The sequence below is a fragment of the Intestinimonas butyriciproducens genome, assembly GCF_004154955.1.
Classification (GTDB): Bacteria; Bacillota; Clostridia; order Oscillospirales; family Oscillospiraceae; genus Intestinimonas; species Intestinimonas butyriciproducens.
In genome coordinates, this window is the sequence record NZ_CP011524.1 from 441,308 (window position 1) to 454,789 (window position 13,482).

Here is a 13,482-nt window from a genome sequence, read left to right on the forward strand (position 1 = left end):
CCTTTAGAACAGGCTTCCCAGAGAATTGACGATCTGGTACACGATGATGACGATGTAGGTCATCATGAAGCACATGAGCATGATGAAGCTGAACACCCGGATCTTGGGCGGGATCTTGGCGGCCTTGGCCTTGAGGCGCTGCAGTTCCAATGCCTTCAGATCGTGGGACAACATCTGGAAGTACATTCGCCCGTCGTCACCCCGCAGTATGCCGATGAGGCCGCGGACGATGTCCGAAATGATGGCGGAGCCCATTCTGGCTTCAAAGCGGATGAGCGCCGCTTCATAGGAGGAGGAACGCATATCCGCCGTCAGCACATCCAGCTCACGACCAAAGTCAGGCCCGGCGTGTTTCTTGTAGTTTTCCAGAATCCGCAGCACATCCCGGCTGGCTGCCAGCTCCTGATGGATGGTGGCGACGAACCGGGGCAGCTCGCCCTCGATCAGCTCCATTCTGGCCTTGACCAGCTCATCCGCCCGGCGGCTCTCCTTGAACCAGGTCAGCACGGCCAGCACCACGATGAGGGGGCTCAGGATGGGCAGGATCAGCAGGCACGGGATGATGCCGAGCAGAATCAGACAGGGCTTCAGGATCGAATAAGCCATGTAGACCTGGGGCGTCATATCCAGCCCTGCCGCCGTGAGCTTGCTCTCCAGCCGGCGGTATTTGTATTCGTCCATTCGGATCAGCGGTGCCAGCTTCAGTGCCCAGCCGAGGATCAGCGCCTCCAGAGCTTTGACCAGGCTCCGCTCCCGCCGTCCGGCAGAGATGAGCGCCCGTTCCGTGGCCAGTCTGGGAATCTTCAGAAGGTCGGCGAGGACGAAATACAGTCCGGCGGCCAGCGCGGTCCCGAACAGGAATAAAAGTACGCCCATTTCCTCACCTCCGATACTCAATAGGCTGGGTCAGCTTCACCACAAAAGCAAAGGACACGAATACGGCTGCGATGCAGACGGCGATGACCATCTGGCCGGGGATGGTGTCCACCAGGGTGTGGTACCAATCGGTGTTGATGAACCGCACCAGTGGGATATTGATCAGCACCAGGATTGCCATGGTGACGAACTCCTTGCGGGGGCCGAAGACCAGATTTTCCAGCTCTCCGTTGACCACTCGCATATCCGACAGCTTGCTGACGATGGGCGTCAGGGTGCTTTTCAGGCTGCGGTCTGTCTGGCACGCCATCACCGCTTCGCACCACTCCTGCCACACCTCATTGTCGATGGCGTATTTCAGGTCGTGAAGTGCGGCGTCCATGTCCGGGTCAATATGCTTGATGCGGGTCAGAAACCGCTGGAACACCTCCTGCACCGGGTGGTGCAGGTATCGGACATTTTCCTCCACCGCCTGCTGGAAGTTTTCCGTGCGCAGATAGGCGGTGGTGATGACCGACAGCGCCGTTTCCAGCTCTGCGGCCACATCCTTTTTGAAGCTGCCGGCTGTCAGCTTGACATACCAGAACGGCGCCAGCATAAATCCGACGGCCAGCACAGGGACAAGGAATGCGTTCCCGGCGAGAATGGCGATGCAGGCGCCCAGGGCAAACAGCACCAGGGAGGCCATGCACACCATGGGAAACTTCCCCTCACGCCCGGATGCGGTCAGCACCGCCTGGGCTTCCGTGATCTCCCGGCGGAAGAAGCCGGCCTTTTTTCGCTTGGTCGTCTCGTTGATATCCGCCCGGATGCTGCCGGGGGCGGCAGTCAGCCGGGAGAAGATGCTGTCGCTCATTTCTGCAGGGGAGATCCCCAGCACCATAAAAAGCCCGGCGATCATGCCGATGCAGGCGATCAGTTGGATCATTGTCATGCAGTTTCCTCCTTTCTCTGGATGAACTGCTCCAGCTCACCGCGGGGCATACCGTTCTCAATAAAGCGGCGCTGCAGGCTCTCGGACATCTCCTCGCACTTCTGGTGGTGTCCCTCAATGATGAACCGGTCGCCCTCCAGACGGTTTTCGGTGATGTTGTACTCGTAGAGCTTGTGAAGCCGTCGGCTCCCATCCGGCAGGATCTCGCACTCGGAGATGTTGGTGATGCGGCGCTCCTTGTTCTCCAGCTGGCGGCAGTAGACCACAATGGGATATGCCTCGGTGACATAGCCCATGAGCGTATCGTCAGGGGTGTCCACGGCCCGCTTGCACAGGGATACCATGCGGCGATAGGTGCCCTCGCTGGAGCTGGAGTGGATGGTGGTGAGAACGGCCACGCCCACGCGGGCGGCCTCCTGGGCAGCATTAGCCTCCGGGCCTCGCATCTCGCCCACGGCGATGATGTCGGGATTGAAGCGAAGGGCGATGTCCAGTAGTGCAATCTGGTCGATGCGCTGCCGCTCGTTCTCGCTGTCGCGGGTCTGGGTGTGGACGACGGAGTTGACCACCCTGCCGTTCTGCTCCCGGATGAGCTGAAGCTCACGGGAGCCGTCCTCGATGGTGAAGATCCGCTTGCGGTCAGGGATGGTGGACAAGAGCCAGCCCGCCACGGTAGTCTTGCCGGAGCTGGTCGCGCCTGCCACACAGATGGAGACGCCGTAGCGCAGGCAGGCGGACAGGAAATCCAGCATTTCCTCCGTGGCGGTGCCGCTGCCCACAAAGTCCTCCTTAGTCAGATTCTTGGGGTTGACGATTCGGATGGAAGCCGCGACGCCCGCGTCCTCGTCCAGCACCGGGGTCTTGATGACCGAAACACGGATGTTCTTGGCAAGACGGGATGTGATGATGGGGCTGGCGTTGTCCAGCACCTTACCGGAGTTCTGGAGCATACGGCGGATGACATTGGCCGCATGGTCCGGGGAGTCGAAGTGTTCCTCCAGCTTGACGGTGCGGCCGTCGGAATACTGGATTTCAATGTCGCGCCAGGAATTGATGTCGATCTCCTCGATGCCGTCGGCGAAGATGTACTTGGTCAGGAACCCATACTCGGCCATCTCCGTATAAAGGGCATCCACCAGCTCGCTCTGGCTCATGCCGTCCACCGCCATGCGATTGTCCTGCAAATAGCGGGCGATCCGGCGCTTCATCTGCTCCTTGGCCTCGTCGCCGCTCTCCGTGATCAGGGTAGCGTAGGTACCGGAGAGGTAGGACTGTACCTGAGTGAGAACCTCCGCGAAGGGCATCCCCTCGGCCTGGGGAGCGAAGAAGACATCGCTCGCCTTGGGGGCGACCTTGGTTTCCGCAAAAATAGCCCTTCCGGTATTTTCCTCAAAGGAGATGTCATGCACCTCGGTCTGCTCCGGCTTGGTTTCCACCGGGGCGGTGGCCGGGGGCGCGGCAAATATGGAATTGCTTCTCTTGTTGCCAAGCATCAGAACACCTCCTTGCAGATTTTCTCGATCTCCCGGCGGAACGCCTTGCTGTCTTTCATGGAGAGATCATTCAAGAGCGTGCCCTCCAGATACTGCTCCTCCAGCTCCTGGGAGTGCGGAAGCTGGAAAGCGACGCTCCCCAGCACCTTTCCAATACGGTCGGCCGCCTGGAGGGGCTTGATATTGGACGCCGCCTTGTACTGCTTGTCCTCATCCCAGTGCAGTTCCCGAAGGAGCGGGAGCTGGCTGGAAAGATAGCCGATGGATTTCAGGTCGCAGTTGGCCAGCCGGAGGACGCTGTCGGCCTCCATGAGCGCCACGGCGGAGAGGATGTCATTGGCGATATAGCTGGAGCAGTCGATGACCACATAGGGGGCAATCTCTCGCAGGCCGCGGATGAGTTCCTCTGCCTGCTGCTTGGTGCAGGCAGTATAGGTGTACTCGTTTTCTCCCTTGCGAAGCCCCAGCATGGTCAGGTAGGACAGCTTCTTGTGGGTGGTCAGGTTGTGCTTGATGAGATTCACGGAGATCCGCTGGGCGGCGAAGATGCTGCCCAGGGATTTGTCGCACTCCAGCTCAGAGGGCGGGCAGATGCAGGGCATCATGGGGGCGGTCATATCGCAGAGCAGCAGCGCCACATTCTTTTTCTGGGACGCCAGATGCTTTGCGATCTTTACCGCAGTCACAGTTTTGCCACAGCCGGGGCTTCCCCAGACGGCCAGGACTCCGCCGCCGGATTCCTGGGTGATTTCCACCTCCTCTGGCTCCGTACTGCGGTGAAAGAGGGTTCCTTTCATGAAGTTCATTCCGCATCCGCCTCGCTCTCTGCGGCAGGATCAGCACCCTCGCTTTCCCCGGTTTCGGTATTCTCAGTTGTCTCGGCAGTCTCCTCGGCTTCCGGCTCGGCGTACAGCTCCTCAATCAGAGCGTCCTGCGCTGCGATAAATTCATCGGCGTTCTCAGGGGCGCCACGGTAGACCAAGGCCAGATGCAGCTCGCTTTCCTGTTCCAGACCGGCCAGTACCTTGGCCTGTTCGGTGGTCACCAGAAGGGTGACGGTGGAGGGCAGTTCTTTTTCATCCTCAACCGCCTCGCCGGTGTTGGCGTCATAGCCGGAGGAAGCGGTAACGGAGATGACCTCTACATACTGCAGCTCGGGTGGGATCACAGTTTCACCCATGCCCTGATAGTCGGCCACGAGGACGGAAACGATGTCACCGCTCTCCAGCTTGCCGGACAGACCTGTGGCAAAGCTCTTGATGGTGACCGAAATGGCCTGTTTGGTGCCGTCCAGATTGTAGAGATAGGCATTCTCAGCGGCAGGCTTGTTGGAGAGCTTGCTGGCCAGAATGTAATCGCCCACCTTCAGGTCGGCGGCGGCATACTTGCCGACGACCTCGTCTTTTTCTGTCATGATGCCGGACGGCAGGTTATAGGCGCCCACCTCCACGGTCTGTACCATCTCGGCGGTGATCTCGTCGCCCTCCTTGATGTCGGCGGTGACGCGGACGATCTCAGCCTTCTCACTGGCGCTGCGGCTGAACAGAGGCGTCACTCCGAAGCAGATGACGAGCGCCAGGAGGATACACAGCACACCAATCACGGTGCGGTTACGGAAAATCTTCATATGAGCCTCCTTATAAGAAATATGAGGGAATGAATCCTGCGGCAATGAACGGGACCAGTGGGCAGGTGAACCGGGTGGGGCGATGGGAGAGCTTCAGAACAAGACTTTTTCCCAGCACAAACAGGGCGTAGCAAAAGGCGAACAGCGTAAGCCCCGCGAGAGTGCGGGAAAGGCCCAGCACAAACCCCGCTGACGCCGCAAGCACCGTATCCCCGGCCCCGTTTTTCCCAAAGCCCGCCCCCAGATAGAAGGGCAGCCCTCCCGCAAGCGCCCCCAAAAAGGAGGCGGGGCTGATGGTGATCAGCCCCGCCAGCACGAGCGCCACACAGACCCGGTCATCCACCAGGCGGTGTCGGACATCATAGATCGAAGCGCCCATCAGGCAGCCGCAGAAGACCAGCGCCTGCGCCCAGTGCATCAGCCGGCGTAGTCGAACATCTCCTGGATGCGCTGAGTCACGGTGGGCATGACCGTGTCGTTCAGCACAGCGTACAGACCGGCCAGCACCAGGGCGCCCAGGACGACGGCGATCAGCACCTTGACGGCGGTATCGATATAGCCCTCGCCGGCGTTGCCGCAGACGGCGCGGCGGTGGAAGGCGGCGATGGAGGTCTGGCAGTTGATGGCGGCGGACTTGGCGGACTTGGCGATATTCTTGAACAGCTTCTTCATAAGGTACATTCCTCCTGTAAGTAAAAATGATTTTTGGTAGTGTGTTGGCTGGAAAGAGATCATGGGATGCGTTTGGGGAGGCCCCCGGCCTCGGCTGGGCAAAGGAAAATCCGGGCGGCTATCCTCCCAGACTACATAGTCATTTCGTGGCATTCGTTTTGCTCCTGACGCTGGTTGAACTGGATGGGACGGAATCCTACGCGGTCGCAGTAGAAGAACTCGCTGCCGGAATCATCGTACAGCTCCACCACATCGGACAGAGCCATCCGGTAGCCCTGATATCCGGGAGGCGGGCTGTCCCGGCAGATGGCGTAGATCTGCTCCAAATCGTTGGTACCCAGATCGCCGTCATAGACCTGCGTATAATTGTCTGCGTCCGGTTCTCCGAACCGCTTTATCAGATCCTCATATCCGATAAAGCGCATGGTGACATCCACGCCTTTCCGGAGCTGCCAGATGCGGCAGCCTTTTTGCGGCTGCCCCAGCTCCTCGCCGGGCGCCTCTCCGGCTGCAAGGCGGTCAAATACGCCTTCCTTCCACTGAGGCGTCAGATTCAACCGGGCCAGGTAGCGGGACAGCTCATCCGTCTGGAACATCTCGTCCACAACAGCGGCGTCATCCTTCACATAGCCCACCGTGTTGCCATAGAAGATCAGGCGGTTTCGATTGTCTATTGTGAAGCGGACCAAAATCACATCACCTCCCTTCAGGGCGAGCGGCTCACATCTGCTGGCTCATGGCCTGGTCGGGAGCGTCGCCTTTCTGTTCCTGCTGCTCCTGGAGCTTCTGCTCGTAGGCGTCGTTGACGGCATCCACCAGAGCGTTCCGGGCTTCGGCGGTGATGGCATGGAAGGTGTCGTTGTACTTGGTCTCACCGTTTTTCTTGTAGGAGTCCTGGGGCATGGAGATGAAACGGCCCTTGTCGGACTCGATGACCCGGATGCCGTGGACGGCAAAGGCCCCGCCGATGGTAGCGCTGGCAAAGGCTTTGGTCTTGAAATCTCCGTCCACCAGACGGTCGATCCGCGCCTCCACCTGGGGCGTGGTGGTTTCCTGCTGTTTCTTTTTGGTCGCTGCCATGGTTATCAAGCTCCTTTCACTCACATGGATGGGGTTGTCATGCCGGCAGATTCGGCAGGATCTTCCCGCCGGATCTGTTCCAGGCTTTCTCTTGCCCAGTCGGGCAGATGTTCTTCCTTGAGAATGCCGATGAAATCGCTCCGGTTCCACCGGGTTCGCTCCCCGTCACCGAGGCAGGTGGCGTATACCGCTCTGCCCGCAGCGTTGGGGGCGCAGCCGAAGCCGCCGGTCGCCAGCCAGAGCTGATTCTCCGGCGCCCAATAGGACTCCTTCAGCGTGAATGGACTCATTACCAGCACCTTGCCCTCCAGCTCCTGCCCGGTCATATCGTCGCAGTGGGAGCGCACAAACATCCCAAGCGCATCCTGGGCGTCGCGAAACTCATTTACGAAGATGTCCAGAACACCGACGTGACTTTCCACCATGAACTCATAGTTTCGGTCGCTGCGGGGGATAAAGGTCGCAGCGGCCCATTCCTTGTTCCGGCGGCTGAAGCGCCCATCCTCCGGTTTCAGCTGAATGGTTGCGGCCAGCACCCATCCCACACGCTTGAAGCCAAAGTCCTCGATGACGCCCCTGGCGCAGTCGTGACTCAGGTGCATCCCATCAAAGCCCTTGCGGATGGCCTCCTCGATGGCCTGCTTACAGGCGATGTTCTCCAAGTGGCTTGCCCGCCAGAGAGCCACCTCGTTTTGCCGTTTGGCCTCGGAGATGGAACTGAGGTAGAGGTAGGCGTGATCCTTAGTCATCGTCCTCGTCCTCATCCAGCTCCATGACTGCCTTGACCAGCTTCTCGAAATCGACCCTGTCGATGCCGAGCTGTTCCAGGCTCTTGTCCAGCTCGGACGCCCACTTGGTCTTGCGATCATCGGATACCACCAGAACAGCGCCGTCCACGCTGACCACACGGAGGTTGTCGTGCAGGATGCCGGCATCCGCAAAGGCCTCCGCAGGAATGGGCAGCATATCCTCGCCGCAGCCAGAACAACCGTCGCACGGGTCCGCATCGCCCTCCTGCTTCTCCCATCCGGCCATCATATCCGCCCACAGGCTGTTGACCAGACGAATCAGCGCCATCATAGCGGTGGCTTTCTCCACCGGCTCCATCTCCTGCTTGAGCAGGACAATGGCGTTTTCCAGGATATGCATCTCCAGCGTTTCCTCCCGCTCGAGGCCGCTCAGGGTGAGGGCCGCCGGCTGGATAACGGCCTTGCCGTCGTTGGTGTACTTGATAAAGGTCATCTTCATTCCTCCGTTTTATCAGATTTTGTTTTCGGTTCGTGGATCAGCGTGTAGCGCCCGTCGTCTTCCTCCGCGGCTGACAGATTGAAAATGCTGAGCTGCCAATGCCTTGCGGAGTTATAGAGACGGGGATCGTAGTTGGTGATGACGATCTCCTCGTATTCGCTTCCGGCTTTCTGGGACATACTGTTGGGGCGTGTGGTGTAGAAGATGTAAAACTCCTTGTACAGATCTACGATGAAGGGGCAGTAGTTGTAGGAAACCATCACAAACCCCTGGCACTCCAGAAGCGCATCGTGGAGGCGCTGGTGGCCTTCCTTGGGAAAGCCCACCGCATAGCAGTCCTCCGCATCGTAGTAAGGCGGGTCACAGTAGAAGAATGCGTCTTCCCGGTCATATTGGCGGATGAGGTCGACGCAGTCCTTGTTCTCGATGACCACCTCCGCCAGTCTGCGTGAGCACTCCCAGACCAGATGGAAAAAGCGGCGGATGTCGCAGGATTTTCCGGCGAAGGACTTTGCGCCGCCGCTGAAGCTGTACCGGATAAGCTTGAAATAGTCAGCAGCCCGCCGCACATCTCCGCGAGGCGCTCGTTCCAGCATCATCCTTCGGATGGTTTTGGCATCCGGCGGTTCCAGATATCGCTGGGTCAGTTCCATCTCCTCGTCCAGATAGTCATCGGTGAATTCCTCACGGGAGAAAAACTTATACAGCACATTGAAGTCATCACGGGTGTTCAGCGGCAGGAAGCCAAGCTCCAGAAGGAGCGCCATGGTTCTGTTTTTGACACAGCAGAACAGATTGGTCAGGTCGCCGTTGAAATCGTTATAAACCTCCATGCATCCCTGCTGGATCGGACGGCTCAGTGTTACTGTCCCGCTGCCGCCGAACACATCGATAAACCGGGAATAGCGCGAGGGGGACAGCTTGTGGATCAGCCAGAGCAGCTTGCTTTTGCCTCCCACCCAGGGGATGAAGCTTTTCAAGCGGTATCACCTCCCTCCAGAGGGAGGGATATCTGGCCGCTGTCGGTAAATTGCTCCAACGCTTTTGTGAGGCCGCGCTCCGCATGGGCGATCTTCTTGATCCTGCTTCGGAGCTGCCGGATCGTCCTCCGCAGCTCCTCCTCGGTGCCGGCGTAATAATAGCCGGCATCAGAGCTGCAAATGGGGATGCCGTCCCCGCGCAGGCTGTTGATCAACCGTCGCAGGTCGGGTCCGCGGATCTGAAAAGCGGCCTCCAGCTCACGGCTGGGGACGACTCTCAGCTCACCGCAGTGATACTCCTTCAGGTGTTTGGCAATAGGGTTGTCCGTCGTCATGAAGACTCCTTTCCGGGACAGTTACCCGGAAAGAGCGCAAAAAAAGAAGGGGCCGTTCGTCCCTTTCGGGTAACGGCCCCTGTAGCTTTCAGGCTATTTGACTCTTTTTATTTCATCACCTCCGTTGCGGCGAAGACTGGTCTGTGCGGCAGCTTTTCACATGGACATGGTCGGCTCCATCTCCGGCTGACTGTACTCATAGACCGGCTCTGTGCCGTTCCAGGATACAAACCCATGTTCTGCGGCGGACAGGCCCATGCGCTTCATTCTCTGATTGGCATAGCCCTCAGCGTCAAAGCAGGAGGCGAGCAGTTCGTCCTTGGGATAGATGCCATCCCGTTTTGCCAGCTCTTTTCCGAAATCGACAAGATCCATGTCACGGGGCATGAAGTGATAGCAGTGGAGGTTCTGCGCCAGATCTAAGGCGTAATCCAGGCGGTGGCAGTCCTCCAGCTCCATGACTGCCTGCCACTTATCCAGCCATTTGGGTTCTCCCTGTCCCTGCTCGCCCCAGATGTAACCAAAGTCGATGGCATGGCGGACAAGTTCCGACGCGGAGCCGTACTGGGAGAGGATGTCCTTCAGCTGCGGGAGGCAGCAGTCCACATCCACAGCAATGCACTCGGTCACGGATTCGACCTCCAGTGCGTCCAGCGCCAGGAGAAGTTCGTCCGGGTGTGCGGCGTCCATGTATTCGCCGGTGTCCGGGAAGCCCACCCACACGCCGTCCATGTTGGTTCGGCTGGCCAGCTTGACTCGGATGCCGTAGTCACCTTTGTCGGGATTCATCGAAGGGTTACTGTCCAGAAACGGATCGATTAAAGAGGTGCCCTTGATAAAGTGCCCGTCGCAGAAAGTGTTTCCGCCCTTTTGGCGGTAAGCCGCACCCACTTTTTCCGGGTCAAGAAACTCCCGCGCTTGATCAGAGGGACGCTGGATCTGCTCCATGATGAATTTGCCCAGCTGAACATCATCCCCGGCCCCATAGAACAGATCATAGTGATCCAATTGACTTGCAATCAGCATCACATCGCAGGTCATCCTCGGCTGCTCGATCTGCATTGCTCCGCGGAACAGAAGGCTTTCTTTTACCGTCATGTTCTCGAATCGCCGTTCCAGCCAGTCGTGTTGGGATTTGGTCATTTCAAAACCGTCCAGAAGATCCAGGAGTTGCCTGGTTTGCCGACTCGCCATCACATCATCTCCATTCCGGCATTTTCTGCCTGTGTTTCTTCATTGCGGATCGGCTCGCCATCTCTGCGCTGAACCAGCCCGTAGGGGGTCAGCAGAGCGTTGTGTGCTGCCATGACATCCTGACCATAGTTGTAGAGGACGACGTGCTTCTGCAGAATGGACCGGGAATGCTCATCCACAATGAAGCGAAGTTCCTCTATGGCTACCTCCTCGGGGGTTCGCTGATCAGGCTCGAGCAGATAGTCATCCAGATTTTCCGCAATCTGGACAGCGGCAGCGATATCGTGACAATCTGCCGCAAGGATAACTGCCTTGAATTTGGAAAGTTCTCCTTGTGTGCTCAGCTCCTTAAAGCATTTGGCCAACTCGTTCAGTCCATGGATATCGTCGCAGTCCGTGTTTTCCAGAAGCGCAGGCATCGCGCTGTCCTCCACCTGGAAGACCATTTCCGACCAGGAGGCGCCTCCGCAAGCCTCCAGCACGGCATCCAGCCGTTCCTGCGTGGCTGGCAGATCCAGACACATCATGTTATCCGGCTGCTCATTGGAGTGGAAGGGATACCTGCCGACCGTCAGGCGGATGCCGTATTCCGGCGCTTCGGGAAGCAAGGCCAGGCTGTCATATACCTGCTTCAGCTCGGTGTGCTGCGTGACATACCCGCCGCTTGCGAAAACGCCGCCCTCCTCAAACCTGGCTTTTCTTCCGAGCATCTCAAAGTCAAGATACTCGAAGATGGAATCCGGAACTTTTTCCAGGGCAGGGATGAAATCGTTCTCCGCATAGAACCTGCCGAGCTGCTCGTCCGTCGTGGCGTTGACCACATGACAGCAGTCTGCGCTGTAGGCCAGGTCGATCATGGTGGCAACGCTGATGGGACCGTATTTTTTGGCCACCTCCATGTTGAACAGCCCTTCGAAGGCCGTTCTTTCTCTGCCGTTCATCTGTCCCAGGCAGGTTGCCAGCGCATTGAGCTGATACAGATCGCATTCATGGGTCAGATGGACATGGAGGAACTGAAAACCATGGTGTTCAAGGAATTCCCACCTCGGCTTGTCGCCCAATGTCATTTGGAGCTTGTCCAGTGCGTCCGAAAGGCCATAGTAGGTAGCCGGAAGCTCCAGATCGCACCACCGATCCGTTTTTCCGCCGAACAGCTCCACACGGAACACTTCATTCAAGGGTCATCCCTCCCATTTGGGGCCTGTAGTCCTCCTCATATTTGGCGGGATCGGCACCGGGGACATCCCAGCCACACATACTGCCCACTTCCATAGCCTGGCGCTGGATGGGGTTGACTCCCAGCTTTTCATTCATCTTATCCGCCAGCTCCACATTTTGCTCCTTGTCGCCGGTGTCCCAATCGGAGGGGTAGTAGCCGGACTCGCCCCGGCGGATACAGATGAGGTCACCGGTGGACTTGAGAGTCGAGAAGCACATCTCCGGCAGCCCCTCCGCCACTCTGGGCGCGAAGCGTTCTGCCTCGGTCTGGATGTCCCAATCATCCTCCACGCTCCACAGATGGACATACAGCTCATCGTCGCCGGCGCAGATCTCCCGCTGTTCGAAGCCCTCGCCCCAGCCATCCGACGCCTGTCCGGAGATATACTCTTTCAGGGTGATCAGTTCCTCCGGGGTGAGGGTGCCAACCACGCGGCACTCGGCAACACCCCAGAGCTGGCCGTTCCGATCCTCAACGGTGAACACGACAGATTTGACCTTCTGGTTGACGCTGTCATCCTCGCCATACCAGTGCATGATGCCGCTCTCGGATTCTTCCGGCATCCGGTTGTTGATCAGAGCCCTGAGGATCTCGCCTTCATAGACCCGCAGCGACCTCCCGTCCAACTGAGTGCAGTCATCCTCCATCTCTCCATACTCGTTGCGGGTGTAGAGATCCGCTGTCAGGGGCATATACAGCTTCAGCGTGGTAGGCTCGGGCGGCAGCACAGAGAAGCTGTCCTCTCCTATGGTCAGCGCCAGGGTTCTGCCATTGTCCCACTTCATGTGGAACTGGCCGGCATCGTCGATGTAGTCCAGAGTCCCCGTGCTGCCCGGCTCCAGCGGGGCATAGGGGTCTTTCATCTCTCTGAGCTTGATCCTTGAGCCTGCGGGAAACTGTTCTCGGAGAAAGCTCAACCACTCTCTCGGAATTTCTCTCATGATAATCCTCCCATTGTCATGCCCTGCTGGGGCGTATTCTGCTCCAACTCCAATCGGAGCGTTTCTACTGCTGCGGCGACCTCCGGGTCGCACTTGAAGCTGTCCAGCTTCAAGTGGTCTGTAAAGAATTGCTGTTCCCCATCCAGAGAGCGTACCAGATCCACCGTGGCGATTCCGTCTTTAGTGACGCCAATCCGTTTCTCTGGACGGTCGCTGCCCAGATAGGTGTGGATGGCCTCCTCCAAGGTCAGATCCCGGAAGATATGTTCTCCAGAGGTGTTGCAGTCAGTAATCACGAACCAGGCGTAGGTGTGGGGCAGAGTTTGGTCGGCAGCATCCTGCATGGCTTTGATGCCCTTTTCCGTCAGGCCGTAATTACAGGCTCGCCTTGGGTTATCTTCTCCGGCAAAGTCCAGCAGGATATCATCCACCGCTTTGCAGATGTCCGGGTTCTCGGTCAGGAGCTTGTAGCGGAAGCCGGTAGTGGACATATAGTATGCGGCATAGTCTAATTTTTCGAAGTGCGGCTCCTCACAGGTCTGAACCAGTGCTTCTAAGGTTTGAGGATTCCGCAGGACATTCAAATACACATCTTTTCCGCGTGATACAAGCCAGAGCCGAAAACTTGAGAATCCTTCTTCCTCGCTGTGGATGCCAAGCTCGAGGCTTTTGTCCCAGAGGTCGCTCCGGTAGGCGGCCCGGCCATACTCATTCAAAATTTCCTGCCAGTCCAGAATATCTTCTCTCTCGCGGTGGAGAAGGGCCTCTACGATCCTGCAGAAGTAGGTTTCTTGATCATGATCCTGCATGGATCGGTTTGTCTCATCAATGATTTGCCAGAATTGCTCTTTTTTCATTGCTTCTCCTTCTCTATAGTACGAAT

General features: G+C 58.0%; 17 protein-coding genes. All 17 read right to left on the bottom strand.

All coding sequences use genetic code 11. The annotated features are described in order from the left end of the window. Positions 1 to 3: 3 nt before the first annotated feature. The 17 genes from SRB521_RS02130 to SRB521_RS02210 all read right to left on the bottom strand — a co-directional run bounded on the left by SRB521_RS02130 (position 4) and on the right by SRB521_RS02210 (position 13,456). Positions 4 to 876, bottom strand: a complete 873-nt coding sequence (locus tag SRB521_RS02130) for a secretion protein F (RefSeq protein ID WP_116721448.1) — start codon at positions 874 to 876, stop codon at positions 4 to 6. Between the two features lie 4 nt (positions 877 to 880). Then, positions 881 to 1,810 (bottom strand): type II secretion system F family protein, encoded by a 930-nt coding sequence (locus SRB521_RS02135; RefSeq protein WP_116721447.1) that lies wholly within the window; start codon positions 1,808 to 1,810, stop codon positions 881 to 883. Further along, positions 1,807 to 3,303 carry a type II/IV secretion system ATPase subunit gene (locus SRB521_RS02140; protein ID WP_116721446.1) on the bottom strand — a complete coding sequence of 499 codons (1,497 nt, stop codon included), beginning with the start codon at positions 3,301 to 3,303 and terminating at the stop codon, positions 1,807 to 1,809. The genes SRB521_RS02135 and SRB521_RS02140 overlap by 4 nt, the downstream gene beginning before the upstream one ends. Further along, complete coding sequence (locus tag SRB521_RS02145) at positions 3,303 to 4,109, bottom strand: P-loop domain-containing protein (RefSeq protein WP_116721445.1); 807 nt, start codon at positions 4,107 to 4,109, stop codon at positions 3,303 to 3,305. The genes SRB521_RS02140 and SRB521_RS02145 overlap by 1 nt, the downstream gene beginning before the upstream one ends. Next, positions 4,106 to 4,930: a Flp pilus assembly protein CpaB gene (cpaB, locus tag SRB521_RS02150; protein ID WP_116721444.1), complete on the bottom strand. Its 825-nt coding sequence runs from the start codon at positions 4,928 to 4,930 to the stop codon at positions 4,106 to 4,108. Before cpaB ends, SRB521_RS02145 begins: the two co-directional genes overlap by 4 nt. A gap of 10 nt (positions 4,931 to 4,940) precedes the next feature. After that, a complete protein-coding gene (locus SRB521_RS02155) occupies positions 4,941 to 5,348 on the bottom strand; it encodes a prepilin peptidase (RefSeq protein WP_116721443.1) in 408 nt (135 codons plus the stop codon). Then, a complete protein-coding gene (locus tag SRB521_RS02160; protein ID WP_116721442.1) occupies positions 5,348 to 5,602 on the bottom strand; it encodes a DUF6133 family protein in 255 nt (84 codons plus the stop codon). The genes SRB521_RS02155 and SRB521_RS02160 overlap by 1 nt, the downstream gene beginning before the upstream one ends. Positions 5,603 to 5,733: 131 nt before the next feature. Then, the gene (locus tag SRB521_RS02165) at positions 5,734 to 6,291 is read right to left on the bottom strand and encodes a YodL domain-containing protein (RefSeq protein ID WP_242976497.1); all 558 of its coding nucleotides are present in this window, start codon (positions 6,289 to 6,291) and stop codon (positions 5,734 to 5,736) included. A gap of 31 nt (positions 6,292 to 6,322) precedes the next feature. Next, positions 6,323 to 6,682 (bottom strand): SpoVG family protein, encoded by a 360-nt coding sequence (locus tag SRB521_RS02170; RefSeq protein ID WP_116721441.1) that lies wholly within the window; start codon positions 6,680 to 6,682, stop codon positions 6,323 to 6,325. Between the two features lie 20 nt (positions 6,683 to 6,702). Further along, positions 6,703 to 7,431: a DUF3849 domain-containing protein gene (locus tag SRB521_RS02175; protein ID WP_116721440.1), complete on the bottom strand. Its 729-nt coding sequence runs from the start codon at positions 7,429 to 7,431 to the stop codon at positions 6,703 to 6,705. Beyond that, positions 7,424 to 7,924 (bottom strand): hypothetical protein, encoded by a 501-nt coding sequence (locus SRB521_RS02180; RefSeq protein ID WP_116721439.1) that lies wholly within the window; start codon positions 7,922 to 7,924, stop codon positions 7,424 to 7,426. Before SRB521_RS02180 ends, SRB521_RS02175 begins: the two co-directional genes overlap by 8 nt. A 2-nt stretch (positions 7,925 to 7,926) precedes the next feature. Continuing rightward, complete coding sequence (locus SRB521_RS02185; RefSeq protein WP_116721438.1) at positions 7,927 to 8,910, bottom strand: DNA adenine methylase; 984 nt, start codon at positions 8,908 to 8,910, stop codon at positions 7,927 to 7,929. Continuing rightward, positions 8,907 to 9,245 carry a hypothetical protein gene (locus SRB521_RS02190; protein ID WP_116721437.1) on the bottom strand — a complete coding sequence of 113 codons (339 nt, stop codon included), beginning with the start codon at positions 9,243 to 9,245 and terminating at the stop codon, positions 8,907 to 8,909. Before SRB521_RS02190 ends, SRB521_RS02185 begins: the two co-directional genes overlap by 4 nt. 156 nt (positions 9,246 to 9,401) lie before the next feature. Beyond that, positions 9,402 to 10,439, bottom strand: a complete 1,038-nt coding sequence (locus tag SRB521_RS02195; RefSeq protein ID WP_116721436.1) for a hypothetical protein — start codon at positions 10,437 to 10,439, stop codon at positions 9,402 to 9,404. After that, positions 10,439 to 11,617 (bottom strand): antirestriction protein ArdA, encoded by a 1,179-nt coding sequence (locus tag SRB521_RS02200; protein ID WP_116721435.1) that lies wholly within the window; start codon positions 11,615 to 11,617, stop codon positions 10,439 to 10,441. Before SRB521_RS02200 ends, SRB521_RS02195 begins: the two co-directional genes overlap by 1 nt. After that, positions 11,610 to 12,599, bottom strand: a complete 990-nt coding sequence (locus tag SRB521_RS02205) for a DUF4314 domain-containing protein (RefSeq protein ID WP_116721434.1) — start codon at positions 12,597 to 12,599, stop codon at positions 11,610 to 11,612. Before SRB521_RS02205 ends, SRB521_RS02200 begins: the two co-directional genes overlap by 8 nt. Continuing rightward, positions 12,596 to 13,456 (bottom strand): DUF4240 domain-containing protein, encoded by an 861-nt coding sequence (locus SRB521_RS02210; RefSeq protein WP_165366526.1) that lies wholly within the window; start codon positions 13,454 to 13,456, stop codon positions 12,596 to 12,598. Before SRB521_RS02210 ends, SRB521_RS02205 begins: the two co-directional genes overlap by 4 nt. Positions 13,457 to 13,482 lie beyond the last annotated feature (26 nt).